This window comes from Guptibacillus hwajinpoensis (assembly GCF_020524165.1).
In the GTDB taxonomy this organism is placed as follows: domain Bacteria; phylum Bacillota; class Bacilli; order Bacillales; family Guptibacillaceae; genus Guptibacillus; species Guptibacillus hwajinpoensis_D.
The window spans coordinates 524,120-541,802 of record NZ_JAIVKU010000003.1 but is presented as its reverse complement, the minus strand read 5'-3'; the positions used below and the strand labels follow the sequence as shown (position 1 = coordinate 541,802).

20 protein-coding genes are annotated in these 17,683 nt (G+C 40.4%); 6 read left to right on the top strand and 14 right to left on the bottom strand.

The window, feature by feature from the left end:
* Positions 1-216: 216 nt before the first annotated feature.
* The 5 genes from LC090_RS05940 to trmB all read right to left on the bottom strand — a co-directional run bounded on the left by LC090_RS05940 (position 217) and on the right by trmB (position 5,566).
* The gene (locus LC090_RS05940) at positions 217-2,124 is read right to left on the bottom strand and encodes a PTS fructose transporter subunit IIABC (RefSeq protein ID WP_226656212.1); all 1,908 of its coding nucleotides are present in this window, start codon (positions 2,122-2,124) and stop codon (positions 217-219) included.
* Positions 2,121-3,053 (bottom strand): 1-phosphofructokinase, encoded by a 933-nt coding sequence (gene pfkB, locus LC090_RS05935; protein WP_226656210.1) that lies wholly within the window; start codon positions 3,051-3,053, stop codon positions 2,121-2,123. The genes LC090_RS05940 and pfkB overlap by 4 nt, the downstream gene beginning before the upstream one ends.
* Positions 3,050-3,802: a DeoR/GlpR family DNA-binding transcription regulator gene (locus tag LC090_RS05930; RefSeq protein WP_226656208.1), complete on the bottom strand. Its 753-nt coding sequence runs from the start codon at positions 3,800-3,802 to the stop codon at positions 3,050-3,052. The genes pfkB and LC090_RS05930 overlap by 4 nt, the downstream gene beginning before the upstream one ends.
* A 190-nt stretch (positions 3,803-3,992) precedes the next feature.
* Entirely contained in the window at positions 3,993-4,835 is an 843-nt protein-coding gene (locus LC090_RS05925) for a YtnP family quorum-quenching lactonase (RefSeq protein ID WP_226656205.1), read from the bottom strand.
* A gap of 89 nt (positions 4,836-4,924) precedes the next feature.
* Complete coding sequence (gene trmB / locus LC090_RS05920) at positions 4,925-5,566, bottom strand: tRNA (guanosine(46)-N7)-methyltransferase TrmB (protein WP_226656203.1); 642 nt, start codon at positions 5,564-5,566, stop codon at positions 4,925-4,927.
* Positions 5,567-5,738: 172 nt separating this feature from the next.
* Here trmB and cydS point away from each other — a divergent pair, with 172 nt between their 5' ends.
* Both cydS and LC090_RS05915 read left to right on the top strand, forming a co-directional pair.
* Positions 5,739-5,834, top strand: a complete 96-nt coding sequence (cydS, locus tag LC090_RS22245; RefSeq protein ID WP_373560766.1) for a cytochrome bd oxidase small subunit CydS — start codon at positions 5,739-5,741, stop codon at positions 5,832-5,834.
* Positions 5,835-5,944: 110 nt separating this feature from the next.
* Entirely contained in the window at positions 5,945-6,223 is a 279-nt protein-coding gene (locus LC090_RS05915; RefSeq protein ID WP_226656201.1) for a YtzH-like family protein, read from the top strand.
* Here the strand turns inward: LC090_RS05915 and LC090_RS05910 are convergent.
* The 5 genes from LC090_RS05910 to thpR form a co-directional block, all read right to left on the bottom strand.
* Entirely contained in the window at positions 6,204-7,013 is an 810-nt protein-coding gene (locus LC090_RS05910) for a phosphotransferase (protein ID WP_369522722.1), read from the bottom strand. The two genes, LC090_RS05915 and LC090_RS05910, sit on opposite strands and share 20 nt — an antisense overlap.
* A gap of 124 nt (positions 7,014-7,137) precedes the next feature.
* A complete protein-coding gene (pulA, locus tag LC090_RS05905) occupies positions 7,138-9,279 on the bottom strand; it encodes a type I pullulanase (protein WP_226656197.1) in 2,142 nt (713 codons plus the stop codon).
* Positions 9,280-9,372: 93 nt separating this feature from the next.
* Complete coding sequence (locus LC090_RS05900; RefSeq protein WP_226656195.1) at positions 9,373-10,059, bottom strand: LrgB family protein; 687 nt, start codon at positions 10,057-10,059, stop codon at positions 9,373-9,375.
* Positions 10,056-10,436 (bottom strand): CidA/LrgA family protein, encoded by a 381-nt coding sequence (locus tag LC090_RS05895; protein ID WP_226656193.1) that lies wholly within the window; start codon positions 10,434-10,436, stop codon positions 10,056-10,058. Before LC090_RS05895 ends, LC090_RS05900 begins: the two co-directional genes overlap by 4 nt.
* Complete coding sequence (thpR, locus tag LC090_RS05890; RefSeq protein ID WP_226656190.1) at positions 10,417-10,965, bottom strand: RNA 2',3'-cyclic phosphodiesterase; 549 nt, start codon at positions 10,963-10,965, stop codon at positions 10,417-10,419. The genes LC090_RS05895 and thpR overlap by 20 nt, the downstream gene beginning before the upstream one ends.
* 226 nt (positions 10,966-11,191) lie before the next feature.
* On the opposite strand from thpR, the gene cysK reads away from it, so the two are divergent.
* Positions 11,192-12,121, top strand: a complete 930-nt coding sequence (cysK, locus tag LC090_RS05885) for a cysteine synthase A (RefSeq protein ID WP_226656188.1) — start codon at positions 11,192-11,194, stop codon at positions 12,119-12,121.
* Between the two features lie 74 nt (positions 12,122-12,195).
* Here cysK and pepV read toward each other — a convergent pair whose 3' ends face one another.
* Both pepV and LC090_RS05875 read right to left on the bottom strand, forming a co-directional pair.
* The gene (pepV, locus tag LC090_RS05880) at positions 12,196-13,605 is read right to left on the bottom strand and encodes a dipeptidase PepV (RefSeq protein ID WP_226656185.1); all 1,410 of its coding nucleotides are present in this window, start codon (positions 13,603-13,605) and stop codon (positions 12,196-12,198) included.
* 1 nt (position 13,606) lies between these two features.
* Positions 13,607-14,617: a potassium channel family protein gene (locus tag LC090_RS05875; RefSeq protein WP_226656183.1), complete on the bottom strand. Its 1,011-nt coding sequence runs from the start codon at positions 14,615-14,617 to the stop codon at positions 13,607-13,609.
* Between the two features lie 414 nt (positions 14,618-15,031).
* On the opposite strand from LC090_RS05875, the gene LC090_RS05870 reads away from it, so the two are divergent.
* Complete coding sequence (locus LC090_RS05870) at positions 15,032-15,271, top strand: DeoR family transcriptional regulator (RefSeq protein WP_098444594.1); 240 nt, start codon at positions 15,032-15,034, stop codon at positions 15,269-15,271.
* A gap of 132 nt (positions 15,272-15,403) precedes the next feature.
* Here the strand turns inward: LC090_RS05870 and LC090_RS05865 are convergent, their stop codons facing one another.
* On the bottom strand, positions 15,404-16,015 hold the full coding sequence (locus tag LC090_RS05865; protein WP_226656181.1) for a PRC-barrel domain-containing protein: 612 nt from the start codon (positions 16,013-16,015) through the stop codon (positions 15,404-15,406).
* A 67-nt stretch (positions 16,016-16,082) separates the two neighbouring features.
* Positions 16,083-16,787 (bottom strand): pseudouridine synthase, encoded by a 705-nt coding sequence (locus LC090_RS05860; RefSeq protein ID WP_226656179.1) that lies wholly within the window; start codon positions 16,785-16,787, stop codon positions 16,083-16,085.
* Positions 16,788-16,903: 116 nt separating this feature from the next.
* Here LC090_RS05860 and LC090_RS05855 point away from each other — a divergent pair, with 116 nt between their 5' ends.
* Both LC090_RS05855 and LC090_RS05850 read left to right on the top strand, forming a co-directional pair.
* Entirely contained in the window at positions 16,904-17,329 is a 426-nt protein-coding gene (locus LC090_RS05855; protein ID WP_226656177.1) for a DUF6884 domain-containing protein, read from the top strand.
* 75 nt (positions 17,330-17,404) lie between these two features.
* Positions 17,405-17,632 carry a collagen-like triple helix repeat-containing protein gene (locus LC090_RS05850; protein WP_226656175.1) on the top strand — a complete coding sequence of 76 codons (228 nt, stop codon included), beginning with the start codon at positions 17,405-17,407 and terminating at the stop codon, positions 17,630-17,632.
* Positions 17,633-17,683 lie beyond the last annotated feature (51 nt).

The following is a 17,683-nucleotide window of genomic DNA, read 5'->3' as shown; positions in this document are numbered from 1 at the left end:
AGTGAAAACGTTATCATTTGAATCTCAACGTAAACTATATGATTGAGATGGACATATATGGCTTCTCACGCTCTCTCAACCTCTCTCATCAAGAGCGCTCATTTACCATAAAGCGGAAAAAGGTTCGCATCTTATGAAAGTGTTTTAAATGATTCCTTCACATTTTTTATTTATAAATAGGAAAAAGAGGCTCCGATTCAGAGCCTCTTATCTACCTTATGCTTGCACTTGTGGTTTTGATTTTTTTAATATTCCGACCATCAAAGCCGTAACAATTGTACCAATGACAATAGCAAGGATGTAAAGCAAAATATGAGTTAACGAGATGTTATTAACAGACCAAATCACAAAAGCTCCGCCATGTGGTGCTGGTAAAGCAATATTAAACAACATCGTTAACGCCCCTGCAACGGAAGAGCCCACAATAATAGAAGGAATAACTCGTCCTGGATCGGCTGCTGCAAATGGAATGGCACCCTCCGTGATAAAAGAAGCCCCCATCACGTATGCCACTTTTCCAGCTTCACGCTCGGTTTTATTAAAACGATTTTTAAAGAGTGTCGTAGCAAGCGCAAGTCCTAGTGGTGGCGTCATACCGCCTGCCATGATCGCTGCATGATACGTAAGGTTACCTGCATCAATCATCGCGATACCGAATGTAAAGGCTGCTTTATTAATCGGACCTCCCATATCTACTGCCATCATGCCACCTAGAATTAAACCAAGAAGGAGCTTATTTGTTGTACCCATACCACTTAACCAGTTTTCAAGTCCTGTATTAAGAGCACCTACAGGTTCAATTACCACATACATCATGATAATTCCAGTGATAAATATGCCAAACAGTGGATAAAGCAGGACCGGCTTTAGCCCTTCAAGCGACTGTGGAAGTCCAGAGAAAAGCTTTTTCAAAAGAAGAACAGCATAACCAGCAAGGAAACCTGCAATAAGTCCACCAAGAAAACCCGCGCCGTTCGTAGAAGCCATTAAACCACCAACGAGACCAGGAGCAAGACCAGGACGATCGGCAATACTCATTGCGATAAATCCTGCAAGGACTGGAATCATAAGAGCAAAGGCGTTGCCACCGCCAATAGTGCTAAGTGCTGCTGCAAATGCATTGTAACTTGGATCATCTGGATCAGCAGCATTAATGCCAAAGATAAATGAAAGGGCTATCAATATACCGCCACCAACTACAAGCGGCAGCATATTCGAAACACCGTTCATCAAGTGCTTGTAGAAAGCTGATTGCTTTCCTTTTCTTTCATTCTTCTTCTCACTAATCTGATCTTCGTATGATCCAGAAGATTTATAAACGGGAGCATCACCATTTGCTGCCTGCTTTAGTAAAACAGCCGGCTTTCGGATGGCTTCTGCTACTGGAACTTCGATCACTTTCTTTCCTTTAAAACGCTCCATTTCAACCTTTGTGTCAGCGGCAACAATGATACCAGGTGCCTTTTCAATCTCTTCATCAGTCAGACGATTTTTTACGCCACCTGAACCATTTGTTTCAACTTTGACACTATAGCCCATTTCAGATGCTTTCGCTTTCAGAGCATCTGCAGCCATATACGTATGAGCAATTCCCGTAGGACATGCTGTTACAGCTAGGATTTTTCCAGTCACTTCAGTTGTTTCTTCTGCTTCATCTTCGTCAGCATTTTCTTCTTCTTTCTGATCAAACGCTTGCAAAACCTCTTCTTCTGTTCTTGCTTCAAGAAGTCCTTTACGGAATTCGTTATCCATTAAAAATGAAGATAGTCTTGATAGTGCTTCAAGGTGCGTTTGATTTGCACCTTCAGTCGCAGCGATCATAAAGAACAGATGCGCAGGCTGACCGTCAAGAGATTGATAGTCAATACCAGCTTTAGAACGACCAAATACGATTGCTGGTGACTTTACTGCCGCAGTTTTGGCATGAGGAATCGCAATGCCTTCTCCAATCCCAGTCGTACTCTCCTTCTCACGCGCATGAATTGCTTTTTTGAACGCGTTAAGGTCCTGCAATTTGCCTGCTCTCTCTAGTTTTTCAGACAGCTCATTAATCACACGATCTTTTGAATTCGCCTCAAGGTTCAGAATCATTGTCTCTTTTGTTAATAATTCTGTGATTCTCATATACCCCTACCTCCCATTTCTTCATATGGTTGAACCGTAATTTGCTTTCTTAACTCTTGAACTTCTTCTGCTGTACAAAAACCAGTTGAAAATGCACTCGCGCTTCCTGCAGCGATCCCCGATTGGAATGCTTCTTTCAAGTTCTCAGTTTCGATGTATTTACTAAGAAAACCAGCTACGACTGAATCCCCTGCTCCAACTGAATTCTGTACTTTACCGATTGGGACATTACCAAACAGAACATCATCAGCTGTAAGCAATACAGCTCCATCCCCTGCCATTGAAACAATTACGTTCTTTGCGCCCATTTCTTGAACTTTCTTACCGTATTTGACCGCCTCCGCTACTGAAGTAATGTCAACATCAAATAAATCGCCTAGTTCATGGTGGTTCGGTTTTACTAAAAACGGTTTTGCTCTTACTACCTCCTTTAATGCTTTTCCTTTAGTATCAACAATTGCCTGTACGCCATCTGGTAGTGACCGAAGAATACGAGAATAGATCGTCTGATCAACACTTGAAGGGACGCTCCCAGCCATGACAACAATATCACCTGCAACAGTTTGCGAAAGTTGAGTAAATAATTGCTCAATATTACTTTCTGTTATTTCTGGAGATAAACCATTAATTTCTGTTTCCTCTTCATTTTTCAACTTAATGTTAATGCGTGTGTCGCCATTTACATGAATAAAGTTAGAATGAAGAGCTTCTTCTTTCAACGACTGTTCAATGAACTGACCCGTAAATCCGCCAACAAACCCTAATGCTGTTGATTCATGTCCAAGGCGTTTTAGAACTTTCGTCACATTAACACCTTTTCCCCCTGCGATTTTCATCTCTTCGTCTACCGTATTAACGAGTCCTGTTTTAAGATTTTCCAGTCGTACAATATAGTCGACTGATGGATTTAACGTAATTGTATAGATCATATCTTCACCACTTCTACTGTTGTATGTTTGCTCACCTGATCATAATTTGTTTCAGGATGTTCATTTGTAATAATCGTACAGGCTTCAATATCCGCAACTTTACTAAAAGCTGCTTCACCAATTTTCGAATAATCAGCTAGAATATAGGCATCGCGTGAAAGCTTAATCGCTGCTCGTTTAATGATGGCTTCATCTGGATCCGCCGTTGTATAGCCTAACGAATCATGAATGCCGTTAATCCCGATAAAGCACTTGTCGAACCGATACGTCTCAATACTTTCAAGTGCCTTTGCACCTGTCATAGCCCCTGTTCTTGGTTTAAATTTCCCGCCAATCACATAAGTCGTAATGCCCTCTGCGAGCAGGTTTTCAATGACCTGGTAACCATTAGTAACAACAATTACCTCTTTATCTTGTAAGAACGGAGCCATCTTCTGAGTTGTTGTTCCGGCATCAACAAAAATACAATCACCATCTTTTACCAATCCAGCTGCATAAGATGCAATTTTCTCTTTTTCTGTCATATTCTGAGTTGATTTCTCACCAAGTGAAGGTTCTGTCCACTTTGAACGAAACAGCGAAGCTCCTCCATGAACGCGTTTCAACTTATTCTCTTCTTCTAATTGAACAAGATCGCGTCGAATGGTCGAAACAGATGCTCCTGTCGCTTCACTTAAATCATGAACAGTGGCCGTTTCCTTTTCCTTAAGAACTTGTAAAATGATGAAATGACGTTCAGCATTTAACAAATCATCACCTACTTTCTATTCACAGTATAATGAAAGCACTTTCATAAGTCAATCATTTTCGTTCAATTTTATTCAAAAACACTCAAAAGCGATCAAATACATTCAGGTTGTTCACCACATCAATTACCGTTTCTCCATTCAGTTGGACCCAAAAAAAAGAAGACTACCCGTTCGGCAGTCTTTCTTAAAATCAGCTATTCCGTTTTATTTCATTCGTTATTTCAAAAGACTCGTTCCATTTAAGAGCACGATAACTAGCATCGTGATAAAAAATAAACCAGGCGTTTTGAGATACAGCATCAGAAATCCACTTTTCTTTCGCATAAATGGATGTCATTGGATAATCATCGTATGCAAGTACCCAGAGAGGGTTTTTATGAGCATGAGTTGGCATAAGGTCTGCCATGTGGATGAGATACTCGTCCCCTTCTTTTATCGTGATAATCGCATGACCGTTACTATGCCCACCAGTATGATGCAAATTCAAACCAGGAAGCACTTCATACGTTTCTTTAAATGTTTGTACCTGATGTTGAATCACTTCCCAGTTCTCTTTCCAATATGTATTTTTCGAACGAATGTTAGGTTCTCTCATTTCGTTCCATTCTACTTCTGTGGCATAAATCACGGCATTTGGAAAAGTGGATTTATAACCATCTCCATCCGGTTCAGTTAAGCCACTTGCATGATCAAAATGCAGATGAGTCATAAGAACCATGTCGATATCCTCCACTGATAACGCTAGCTCTTTAAGAGAGGCATGTATATCAGCCTCTTCCTCAACGCCATAATTCCTTTTCTGCTTCTCGGTCAACTTCCCCTTCCCAATCCCTGATTCAATTAAGATATTCTTCCCTTGCCATTGAAGCAACAGCGGATCTGTTCGAAGCTCGATCTGGTTTTTCTCATTGACAGGATATTTCTTGCTCCAAAGCGGTTTTGGCACAACTCCAAACATTGCCCCACCGTCCATATGAGTAACACCACCTCTAAGCCAAGTTACTGATAGTGTTCCTACTTGTAACTGTTCCATGACAAAACCCCTTTCTACAATAATATCTATTTTCTCACTAAAAGAAATCGCTTTCAATAACAATAAAAAAAAGAGCCGTACGAAACGACTCATAATCGGAATTTAGCTTCACATCGATAAATCCTGCTTCCTTTTGATGAAAATTTCTCTTCGTACTCAGTCATAACATTATCTTCCATATCACTTGTATGCAAATCAAGACTGACCTGATTTAACGTCATACCATATGCAGAAAAACTATGAAGAGAGTATTCAAATAACCCCTGGTTATCTGTTTTAAAATGAACTTCACCAGTTGGACTCATCACAACACGATACAAGTCCAGAAACGTCTTATATGTTAATCTTCTTTTCTCATGGCGATTTTTTGGCCACGGATCCGAAAAGTTTAAATAAATTCGACTTACTTCATTTTCTTCAAAAAGGGATTGAAGATCCTGTGCATTTTCGTTCAATAACCGAACATTCGGCACATCTTCTTCAATTAATTTTTCAAGAGCCGACACCATTACACTCGACGATAACTCTAATCCAATAAAGTTCACATCAGGATTCTGCTTCGCCATACCAATAATAAACTGACCTTTTCCCGTTCCAACTTCAAGATGAATGGGATGATCATTCTGGAAAACGTCTTTCCAATTCCCTTTTCTTTCAATAGGGTTAGTTGGAACGAACTGTGGGTTTTCAGCAAACATATCTGCTGCCCACGGCTTATTGCGTTGACGCATACTTTCACTTCCTTATTGTCTATTCACCGTAATCACACAAACGACATTTTACCATGAATTCTTAAGAATAGAAAGATGAAGGGATGGGTAAAAAAAAGTAGTCAGATTGTTAAAAAGGAATGGAGGGACTTCGACCTGATCAGTTATGATAGAGAGAGAGGAGGGTGAAAAAATGGAACATTTTCTTATCATGTGGGCACCCTGGATTGTGATCATTGTTTCCATTGTTGCGCTTTTCGGCTGGGGAGCAAAAGGTGATACAAAGTAATGAAAGTAAATTAAAAACACGGAGAAATCCGTGTTTTTTCATGCGTTAAACAGCATAATTCCTTCTTACATGTACACGCTACTTAATAGTACAAATAAGGAGGAACACTCATGCCACTCTCACACCGAGATCAGCTTTTCATTCTGGCCGACATACTTAAAAACCATCACATTGACTGCACAGGAACGTCTTCAGAATGTGAGCAAGTTCAGCGTCTGGCAACAGCACTACAGCAAAATGACGGGGTTGCACCAGAAATCAAGCAGGTCCTTAGTCAAATTCAACAATATAGTGCCACTGGAGCAACCGAATCGAATTTATTAAGCCATATTGAAACCCACCAGCCTCATCTTAGCCAGTGGGTTGAAACTATTGATCGGTATCAATAAGTCGATAGTGATTCAAATTTTCTAAGTCTTTTTTCCAGAATTCAACTTCCCCATTCAATCCTTTTAGATCATACCAATAGATAGACAGAAGGGTCTGTGCTACTACATACCAATACATGCGGTGGCGCAGGCTTTCTGTATTCTCCAATCCATAATGAGTGAGCCATTCTCCCCACTCTTCTTTAGGCAGGTACCAATATAAGAGCATCCCGATATCTAATGCGGGATCAGCCACAACCGCTCCATCCCAATCAATCAAGTATAGATTTCCTTCCTCACTAAACATCCAATTATTATGATTAACATCACAATGACAGACAACCTTCTCCACGTTCTCAAGGTCATTCTTATTGGCAGCGAGATAAGAAAGCGCTCGAATGACTTCAACATCTCTGCGATGGTGATTCTCAAATTTCTGTAGCAAATCTTGATAAATAATGTCTGGTGACAAGGGTTTTTTTCCGAGACGATTAAGCATCCTTCGAAGCTCTGAAGAACGATGAATCTTATAAAGCATTTGCGCCACTCGCGGCTGCTTCATTTCATGGGACTTCAGTTCCCTCCCCGGCAACCACTTTTGGGCTGTAATAACGTCTCCATTCTCAAGTCGCTTGGTCCAGAGAAGTTTCGGTACAATTCCTTCCGCCGACAAAACAGCCAGAAAAGGCGAGGAGTTCCGTTTTAGGAATAATTTCTCGTCTCCATATTGAGCTAAGTATGCTTCGCCTGTCGCTCCGCCAGCAGGCGTCACCTGCCAGCCTTCGCCTAAAATGTTATCCAACAAATTCACCTTCGATTTCCGTTAGTTTGTAGATTCTGGAAGTTTTGCGTTTTTAGCGGTTTGTTCTCCGGACTTAGCTAAAAACCGTCTACGAATAAAAAATTATAACACACGTTGACGAAATCTTCATGTGTTAATCATTTGTTATTAAAATAATTGTGTTAAATGGCGCAACAGAGAGCACTTTTTCCCCTGTTTTTCTGATCGGCTCTACGCTTGCTTCTTCTCCATCTGCAAGAATCCATTTCTCTCCATCTCCGATATCAATAATATCGTCATGGAATCCACCGTTATGAACCACTACAATGGATTCTGAAGAATGTTCTTGATGGATACGATAGGCCAGAATTGGACCTGGTGAATCAATAAAAGAAATCCGATTCATTTCGTGTCGTTCCGCCATTCGAAATGCATCAAAGTGATTTCTAATTGAAATTAAACCTCGAATATACTTGACGTTTGCTTGAACAGCTCTCATTCTCTGCCAATCAAAGCGATTAATTTTATCAGGTGATTTATAGCTATCTTCCACTCCATTTTTTGTGCGGAAAAATTCCTGTCCTGCATGAATGAAAGGAATCCCCTGTGAAAGAATGGTGATGGCCGTCGCTAGACGATGCATACGCTGTTTGATATCCTCGCTTACTCCTGGATGACTCCGGTTTAAGCGATCCCAAAGCGTATGGTTATCATGACATTCTACATAATTTATGGACTGAGATGCCGTAATAAATTTATCCTCAACACTCCCCATTATACACTTCTTTACCTCTTCTTTAACTGAAAAGTTTCCATTTGCGAAGCCAGTCGAGCGTGTATCAAATAACTTGCCTTTGACAGAATCACGAAAATGATCGTTAAAATAGCCTATCCTAGGGGTTTCACGAGCATTAGCGCTCATCGCTTTTCGATGGTCAGGTAAAATCGTGTTCATATGCCAACCTTCACCAAAAATAAGTATCGTTGGATCGATACAATCGAGAGCATATCGTACTTCATTCATTGTTTCTTTATCATGAATGCCCATTAAGTCAAAGCGGAAACCGTCAATTCCGTATTCCTTCGCCCAATAAACAACCGAATCAACAATTAATTTTCTCATCATTTTTCTTTCTGATGCCGTGTCGTTCCCTACCCCCGTGCCATTCGAAGGCTTTCCACCATGATCAAATCGAAAATAGTAGCCAGGAACAAGTTTTTCTAAAGGAGAGGCATGGAGCTGATAGACGTGATTAAAAACAACGTCCATAATAACCCTTAATCCTTTTTCATGAAGGTTCTGAATCATTTCTTTCACTTCTCGAATACGGGTATATGGTTCATGAGAGTTTAGTGAATAGCTACCTTCAGGTACAAAATAATGAATTGGATCATATCCCCAATTATAGGACGGAGGGACTTTCGTCTCATCTACACTTCCAAAATCCTGAATAGGAAGAAGTTCCAGATGTGTAACCCCCAGCCATTTTATATAGTTAATACCTGATGGAATACCATCTTTATCAGCCGGTTCTTCAGTAAATGCCTTATACTTCCCTCTATTTTTCAGTCCGCTTTTTGCTTGTGCACTAAAGTCTCTTACATGTAATTCGTATATGATCGCGTCTGAAGGTTTCGCAAATGAAGGTTTACTGTAAGGATTCCAATTCTCTGGATTCGTATGAGAAGGATTGATCACCATTCCAAACTTGCAGTTTGAAGTAGCCGCTTTCGCATATGGATCAATGGTTTCTCGACATTCTCCATTTACATTTACACTGTAAGTATATAGAGCCCCTTCCGATACTTCAGCTGATGATCCTTCATACACCCCGCACTCTTTCTTTAACATGGGCAATTCTTTTATTTTTTGAAAGGAATCATTATAGATATTAACAATAACCTCTGTTGCCGTTGGTGCCCACACTCGGAAGATCGTGCCCCGATCAGTTAATAGAGCGCCTAATTCTCCATCGTAATAATAGCGTTCATCAAACAAATCAGTTCTGACAACTTTCCCAGTATAAACAAGACTGGTTTCACCAGTAGAGTGAATAAGGTAGTAGTTATTACCTGGAATATACTCGTGCTTGACGTGTAAGGAAATCAGCCTCTTCTTACCCATTTTTGAGTTTTCTTTCACTTCAATCGGGATGTCTAAATGGCCATCAGTAAGGGTGTAGGCATCCTTTACATCTAACGAGATATTAGCCATTACCGTAATGGTATGAAAATCATCCCAATAGGCTGTAAAAGCCTGGCTCACTTTGTTATATGCAGAATAATCTCGTATCATCTGAATCCCATCCTTTGCTGAGATGCTTACAACCTTTTTCTTTACCTATCTTATTTATAAAATTGCTTTTTGACCTTTGTTTTATAAAATAATTCAAGAAACCCACTTTAATATAATCGGGCCGAGTATCGATACACATAGGGCACATAAACTTAACCCGATTGAGCTAATTGCCGCTTCTCTCTGACCATATTCAAGAGCTTTTGCTGTACCGATCGCATGGGACGCCCCCCCAAAAGCCATCCCAATTCCAAGAAAGTTCGATATGCCAAGGAGTTGAAATAACCATGGCCCAGTTACCGCGCCACCAATTCCAGCAATCATCACAAATATAACGGCAAAAGCGGGTTCTCCCCCGGTCATACTAGCCACTTCCATCGCAACAGGAGTTGTCACGTTTTTAGAAATAATGGTCGACACAATCTTTTCATTGTATCCACTCACAATCGCTAACCAATATCCAGACAATATTCCTAAAAGGCTTGCTGTTAAAACCGTTGCAAGGATCTCAACTTTAAACTTGTTAAGTAATTTTCTTTGCTGGTATAGTGGAAAAGCTAATGCAACGATAGCTGGTCCTAGTAAAGCATCAATCCATTTCCCACCACTGAAGTAGGTATCATACGAAACATCAAATGATTTTAAAACAATAACCAGAACGACCGTACACGTTAAGACAGGGATCATAAAGGGATAAGGTAGTAACTGATAGAGTCGGCGAAAAACAACGTATAGTAAGATTGTGATGAATAGCCAAAAAACCATTTGCAGTAGCATCATTTGCCCCACTCCTTTCGATTAGCAAGAAACTGTCCAAGCAGCCCGGTTATCCCCATTACGATCCACGTACTGAAGAGGACAATTGGAACTAACCAGAGACTCTTACCACTAAAGAAGTCGAGGTGTTGCATAATGCCAACCGTGACTGGCACGAATAATAACGGCAAATGATTCAATAATGCGGATGATCCTTTAGAAATCCATTGAATTGGAATCCATTTTAAATAAAGTCCAATGAGTAGAAGGAGCATGCCGACGACACTCCCTGGCACAGGAAGTGCAAATGTTGTTTGGAGAAATCCCCCCACCAGATAAAAACCAAACAAAAGAACAATTTGCAATGTAATAATCATGTATTTATTTAGTTGTGAACTCATAAGTCGCAACACCTTTATACCTTGGGGTTTCGTCGGGTGCTACTTGATACAAATTCACACTCGATACTTCCTGACATTCACAGTTAAGTGTTGGCCAGTTAGGCTGTATTTCTTTAGTAGGGTCGTACCATTTTTTTGCAAGTGTCACATGTGGGGAGTATTCACTTTCCTTAAGTGAAAATCCTGCCAACTGACAAATTCGGACAATTTCTTCATGGAGCTTATCCAATTGATCCGATCGTTTAACATCAGCATAAAGCACGCGTGGTCGAACTTCGGAACCAAAGTAATTTAGCCCTTCAACTTCTAATTTAAAAGGTTGCATGAATTCTGCCACCTTTTGTAACCCTTCATGTAACACAGTCAATTGCCTTTCATCCGCTACGCCTAAAAAAGCCACCGTAATATGAAAATCTTCAGGATAAACGATATGCTTAAATAAAGCTAACCGAGTCTTCATCTGAATCTCTTGAAGTGTCTTTCTAAGATGTGGTTGGATGGGGAGGGCAATAAAGTAATGGGTATTCAACTTGTCCACTCCTTCTATCCTTTTTCTATTCTACCAAACAATCTGAATAATCTAATCTTTTTTCGTTCATAAGCTCGATCTTATTACGAAAGATTTATCTTTTGCTATAATGGGGAACAGTATTAGAAAACAATGTCTAAAGGGAACGATTCCCCACTTTTACTTTCTATACTGACCAATAAACTAGGAAAGTTAACCTTAACTTGTATGAAAAGGATGTGCTTACATGATCTATGAAAATATGGCCGATCTTATTGGCGATACGCCTTTACTCAAATTAAATCGAATCCCAAATCCTAATGGCGCCAAGATATACGCTAAGCTCGAATACTTTAATCCAAGTCGAAGCGTGAAGGACCGTGCGGCGTATAATATGATTGCAAAAGCAGAAGAAGATGGCTTGCTTACCGAAGGTTCTACAATCATTGAGCCAACTTCCGGCAATACCGGCATCGGCCTTGCTATGAATGCTGCTGCAAAAGGTTACCCTGCTATTATTGTCATGCCTGATAACGCAACACAAGAACGCATCAAGCTTCTAAAAGCCTACGGTGCAAAAGTTGTGCTTACACCATCTTCTGAGAAAATGCCTGGGGCAATCAAAAAAGCGAAAGAAATTGCTGAAACCATTGAAAATAGCTTTATCCCAATGCAATTTGAAAATGCCGCTAATCCAGATGCCCATCGAACTTCAACAGCGCTTGAAATAGTAGATGCCATGAAGCACCTTGGGGTCACTCCGGCTGCCTTTATTTCAACTGCAGGAACAGGTGGAACTGTCACAGGGACAGGTGAAGTACTAAAGGAACATTTCCCTGACCTTACTGTACATGTTGTGGAACCAGAGGGATCCCCTGTTCTATCCGGCGGAAAGCCAGGGAAACACAAGCTTGTAGGGACAAGCCCTGGGTTCATACCTGATATTCTGAATACATCAGTTTATGATGAAATCATTCAAATTACTGATGAACAAGCCTATGAAGTGACGCGCAAATTAGCTAGAGATGAGGGATTGCTTGTAGGTCCATCTTCGGGTGCTGCTGTCTTTGCAGCAATGCAAGTGGCTGAGCGTTTATCGCCTAACCAGGTTGTCGTGACAATGACGTGTGATTCTGGTGAACGTTATTTATCAAGTGATTTATTCAGCTCTTTATAAGATGCCGGGAGAAATAACATTCTAGAACCCCAACTAGTGAGCGCCATGCCAGTACTGGCATGGCGCTCATTCTTTTATTTTGCAAGCTCATAGATCGCTTCTGCATAAATCGCTGCTGCTCGCAACAAATCATCGATCTCCACATACTCATCTTTTTGATGAGCTAATTGGGGCTTCCCTTCAAAAAGAGCACCGAATGCGACTCCAGCTTGTAAAGAACGTGCATACGTTCCTCCTCCAATCGACAGAAGCTTAGCTTGTTCGCCAGTTTGCTTCTCATAAACCTGTTGAAGTTTTTGAATTAACTCATGATCCTGCGGCACATGATGTGGGGTCATATGATCGATCACATCCATTTTCACTGACATTGGTGCAGTTATCTTTTCAAACGTTTGCCTCACAACATCAAAGTCACATGTGACAGGATAGCGAAGATTCATACCAACTTTACCCTGCTGATTCGCTTTGTACTCAAAGGTACCTGCATTCATGGTTAACGCTCCAGTGATGTGATCTTTGCAAGAAACCCCTAATCGTTCTCCAGAAAAATCATCCATTAACCATTTTGTAATGAAGCTAATATAAGCGTCTCCACCTTGATCAAGAATCAATTCATCTAAAAATTCAGCTAAACGAAATGCTGCGTTCACCCCTTCATGAGGCGCAGAGCCATGAACCGATACGCCATGGATCTCCAGCGTTAGCTGCTTATCTAGCGTTGCATTGCCTTTAAGATCTTTATCAGTTAAAAATAGCTCGAATGCCTTTTTGACGTCAAGTAATTGATCTTCACTGCTCTCACATTCTGCGATCGCATAATCTGGCACCATATTCAACCGCTGACCAGAATGGAAAGAGTGAAGAATGAACGGTTCCTTCTTTTCCTCTATTACAGGAAAGATCCACTCAAAGTCCGCAATTCCTTTTTCGGCGTGGATAATTGGGAACACCGCATCAGGTGCAAAGCCCATTGTTGGCATTTCTTCGTGCTTAAAATACGTATCGACACATCGCCATGAGCTTTCTTCATCAGTACCAACGATCATTCGAACTCTTTTTGATAGATCAGGATAAAGTTCCTTCACAATATTCATAGCCCAGTAAGCCGCAATCGTTGGTCCTTTATCATCAATAGCTCCTCTAGCAAACATCTTTCCTTCCCGAATATCCGGTGTGAAGGGAGGCGAGGTCCAGCCTTTACCCGCTGGCACAACATCAACATGACATAAAATACCGATTACTTCTTCGCCTTGTCCGAACTCCAAATGACCTGCAACCTGTTCGACATTTTTTGTTTCATAACCATCACGTTTCCCTAAACCAAGCATATAATCAAGTGCCTCTTTCACTTCAGAACCAAATGGAGCATCTTCCGTACTATTCTCTTCATCTAAGACACTCTCAATACTCAAAAGTCCTTTTAAGTCGTCGATTAACAATTCTTTTCGATTGAGCACTTCTTCTTTCCAGTTCACTTCACTCAATTTATTTCACTCCTTTTATTCCTTCATACACGTCCTGATCACAAATCACAAATAGTTTTGCATTCGAAGGAATCGTTTCATCCAAGCGCCGATTAATATCCATCCGATCCCCATCAGCTATGAGTGTCGCACCTTGTTGTAGGAGGGCATGAAAAGCATCTCGATATGTATTCCAATCTTGCTGTACGGCAATTTCATATAAATTATCTCCGTGTCCCCTGCTCAATAGCTGCGAGTACACTCCTGATATTCCCTTTGTAAAGGCAGATCTAACCGCCATTCGAGAAACTGCTTCATGTGAAAGAACAAACTCATCAACCTGAACATGTGTAAAATTCTTTATATGCTCTTCTTTCATCACTTCAACTGTTGTGTGTATATCAATTGAAAGTCGCTCAATCGAGCTAGCAATAATAAGCGACTTTCCATCTGCGAGTAGAGCATCGCGAATCGCATCATCCGAGAAGATAAGCACAGCTTTCGCTTTCATAATATCAGCTTTTTTCAGCGTTGCTTCTTCCGCTGCATCACCTTGAATATAATGAATATTCTCTTCGATAATTGGAGCTTTTGCTAAATTGTCAATAATGACAATCTCGCATTGATCAGAATCCATGATTTCCGAGACCGCATAGGCAGCTTTTTGTGACCATCCTATAATAACGATATGATCGTGACCCTGATAAGGCATTTTCCCTTCCTCCTTTCGCTTCTTAAGTTCTGAAAAGCCATCAACAAACTTTCCAATGACTACACCAATCAACCCAATTCCAACAATATAAAGAAACATCGCATAAATTCTTCCAGCAATCGTAATCGGGAAGTAATCTCCATAACCTACTGTCGTGACGGTTGTCATCACCCACCAGAGTGAATCAAACAAAGTTGGAAACGTCTCTGGTTCAAGGAAACGCATGACCAAGGTACTAACGAAAATAAGAATGAACGCTGCAACTAACATAAATCGATTATTTAATTTAATGGCATTTTTAAGAATGAGACGAAAAAGCATGTGAATCCCCCCTCCCTCTATCTAATCGTACTATAAGAATAGCAAAGGAATGTTTGTTAAGGAAGAATAAGCCAAAAGAAATGAAATTTTTTGCCGAAATAACAGAATTATTGTAAAATAAACTTTAAAAAGGGGGTGTACGTTGGCCCAAAAAAGGGAAATGGCAGTAGGAGTGGAATTAAATAATAATGCCAATCAATCGCTTATCTTATGAAAGTGGTATGACCTATTCGTCAATACACCAAGTTGGGGAACCCAACACATCCAGAAATCACTTCCAGTCTTAATCGGAGTACTCAGCCAAACTTTCATGAAAAAAATTGAAGGAAATGCTTGAAAATTAAGTATATCTTAACGTTTTCTTCATATGGTTTTAATAGTCATTAATTATGCTAGGGATAAGGCATTGATTACATGTTAGGGAGTGGTTCTTTGAGTATTACTTCAACTGATCGTATGATGACCCGTATCAAGTCTATCTATTTATTTATTAGCAAGCATGGTACTGTCAGCACAAATGAGTTAGTTGAAGAGTTTGGGATTACCCAGCGAACTGTTCAAAGAGATTTGAATGTACTGGCCTATAATGAATTAGTCAAAAGCCCAAACCGAGGATTCTGGACAATCACAAGTAAGAGAGTTAAAGTAGGATAACACAAATAGATTTACCTGCATCAACGGGCTTTTCGTCGAAAAAAATCTGACGAAAGCCTTTATTTAGTTTGTAAGCTTATCGTATTCCAATTTATGATAAAAAGCCCTGCTTCCAAGCAGGGCTTTTATCCATTACGCTTTTCTTAATGAATGATGATAGTCTTTTGGAACAATAATTTTATCGTGTTGACACTTTACTGTTTCATCAACTTTTAAAAAAGGCTGCTCACTCGAAAGAAAATCAGATAAAAATCCTTCTGAAAGCTCAAAGCCCTCGATTCTTCCATCGGGATGAAGCACAATCTCCTTCACCCTACCAAGTTCCTCTCCGTCTTCCGTTAATACTTCAGCTTTTATTAATGATCGATAAGAACATTGATCTACTAAAACAGATGTCTGAACTTCTTCCACGTTTTCACCAAGCCTAAGACCATCTTGTTGCCAATTCAACTGCTCATATGAAACAATCATCAATCCGTTTGCCTCTTGTTCTTTTCGATCATCGTCTGTCACAGGATAATTATCTGGTGTAAATTGCCCCCCAGATGCTTGTATCGAATGAAGCATCTCGCCCGCGTGGTGATCAGGAATGGCATCTTTCTTATTAGCAACCTCTTTTTTCTCAATCTCTACGAATGTTGCTTGACGAAGCTCTTGATCAAAGTAAACCTGTTTCACACTAAATTCAGTCGTTGATTCATTTTCCAACTTTTGACCTTGAATTTCTTTTCCAACCTTAATCATGAAAATCCTCTCCTTCGCAACTGACTACTCATGCTATTCCCTAGGTCAGTAGAAAGGAAACAATGGATCACTTTTGGAGTATGGTTACTTCTTCTTCCGTTAGTTCTCGGTATTCGCCAGGCTCCAAGTCACGATCAAGATGAATATCCCCCATCTGAATTCGTTGTAAATAGATGACTTTCTTACCTACAGCTTCAAACATCCGCTTCACTTGATGAAATTTACCTTCATGAATTGTTAACTCAATCTCTGATTCCTCACCAGCATTTAAGATGGCTAATTCACCTGGTTTTGTCTCGTATCCGTCATCAAGCGTAACCCCTTTCTCAAAAGAACGAACATCCTCTTCGGTCACGACACCCTTAACTCGTGCAAAGTATGTTTTAGGTACATGATGCTTTGGTGACGTTAAATGATGAGCAAGTTTTCCGTCGTTTGTAATAATGAGTAATCCCTCGGTATCTTTGTCTAAGCGACCCACTGGAAACGGCTCAAACACTTGATCTTCCGGAATAAGAATATCAATAACAGTCTCTTCTTCATCTTCCGTAGCTGAAATGACACCAGCAGGTTTATTCATCATGAGATAGATGTACTCCCGATATTCCACTGTCTCCTCATATACCGTTACATGATTTTCTTCCGGATCAACGTGCTGCTTCGCATCTTTGGTCACTTCTTCATCGACACGAACGACACCTGTTTTCAAAAGTTTTTTCACTTCTTTTCTCGTTCCGTAACCCATATTTGCTAACAATTTATCTAAACGCATTCCCATCTCTCCTTTTCCATATTTTTTCCACTGTTTATTTGTTTTTTTAGCATACTTTTTGTTTAGTAAGGGTATGTAAACGATAAATGCCAAAATGCACGTTTGGAGTGAATCGAATGACTGTGAAAGTTGGACTTTTAGCAACTGCACGCAAGAAAAGCACTAAATCTGCACCTGTTACAGAGTTTTACCAAAGTCCTTTATTTCAAAAAACGCTTGAATACGCGTCCCAACATTATGACCGCATGTATTTCTATAATGCCAAAGATGGTCTTTTATTACCAGACGACATCATGGACCCCTATGATGTATCGATTAAAACATTCTCCCATCACCAAAGAGAAGAGTGGGCTCAGAAAGTCATTGAGCAATTCTCGCAATATGAAACGTCTACAGATATTCTCGTTTGTTTACACGGTGGATCCGTTTATCGCAAACACCTCGAGCCTCAACTAAACCGATTCAACTATGTGTATGAAGTGCCTTTAAAAGGACTTGGAATTGGAGAACAACTTAGTTGGTATCAGAAAAACTCAGTATAACACGGGATAGATGCCCAGCAACACTGCCCATCCTTTACATACACTATCAAGTACCTATAAAAGGAGGCGTTTTGTGTGTATGATCGGCAACAAGGGCAAGGTTACCAAATGTACCCAGGTTACCCTGGATTTCCAGGGCAGCCAGGATTTCCAGGGCAGCCAGGATACCCAGGACAGCCTGGCTATCCTGGAAATATTGAACAACAACTAAGAGAAATAGAGAGACAGCTGAGACGACAGGATAGAAGGATTACTCGCATCGAAAGACAAATTGGTATACGGGATGAAGATTACGGCTATTAATAGCTGGTTCTCTTCTCATTAACGAAAAATGAAGGCCCTCATTGGGCCTTC

Bases quoted from the DNA above. Each gene is read 5' to 3' on its own strand.
- LC090_RS05865 (WP_226656181.1), bottom strand. From the start codon at position 16,015: ATGATTAAGGTTGGAAAAGAAATTCAAGGTCAAAAGTTGGAAAATGAA.
- cysK (WP_226656188.1), top strand. From the start codon at position 11,192: ATGATCTATGAAAATATGGCCGATCTTATTGGCGATACGCCTTTACTC.
- pulA (WP_226656197.1), bottom strand. From the start codon at position 9,279: ATGATACGAGATTATTCTGCATATAACAAAGTGAGCCAGGCTTTTACA.
- LC090_RS05940 (WP_226656212.1), bottom strand. From the start codon at position 2,124: ATGAGAATCACAGAATTATTAACAAAAGAGACAATGATTCTGAACCTT.
- LC090_RS05895 (WP_226656193.1), bottom strand. From the start codon at position 10,436: ATGAGTTCACAACTAAATAAATACATGATTATTACATTGCAAATTGTT.
- cydS (WP_373560766.1), top strand. From the start codon at position 5,739: ATGGAACATTTTCTTATCATGTGGGCACCCTGGATTGTGATCATTGTT.
- trmB (WP_226656203.1), bottom strand. From the start codon at position 5,566: ATGCGTCAACGCAATAAGCCGTGGGCAGCAGATATGTTTGCTGAAAAC.
- LC090_RS05875 (WP_226656183.1), bottom strand. From the start codon at position 14,617: ATGCTTTTTCGTCTCATTCTTAAAAATGCCATTAAATTAAATAATCGA.
- LC090_RS05925 (WP_226656205.1), bottom strand. From the start codon at position 4,835: ATGGAACAGTTACAAGTAGGAACACTATCAGTAACTTGGCTTAGAGGT.
- LC090_RS05855 (WP_226656177.1), top strand. From the start codon at position 16,904: ATGACTGTGAAAGTTGGACTTTTAGCAACTGCACGCAAGAAAAGCACT.
- LC090_RS05870 (WP_098444594.1), top strand. From the start codon at position 15,032: ATGTTAGGGAGTGGTTCTTTGAGTATTACTTCAACTGATCGTATGATG.
- LC090_RS05860 (WP_226656179.1), bottom strand. From the start codon at position 16,787: ATGCGTTTAGATAAATTGTTAGCAAATATGGGTTACGGAACGAGAAAA.
- LC090_RS05915 (WP_226656201.1), top strand. From the start codon at position 5,945: ATGCCACTCTCACACCGAGATCAGCTTTTCATTCTGGCCGACATACTT.
- LC090_RS05900 (WP_226656195.1), bottom strand. From the start codon at position 10,059: ATGATGCTACTGCAAATGGTTTTTTGGCTATTCATCACAATCTTACTA.
- pfkB (WP_226656210.1), bottom strand. From the start codon at position 3,053: ATGATCTATACAATTACGTTAAATCCATCAGTCGACTATATTGTACGA.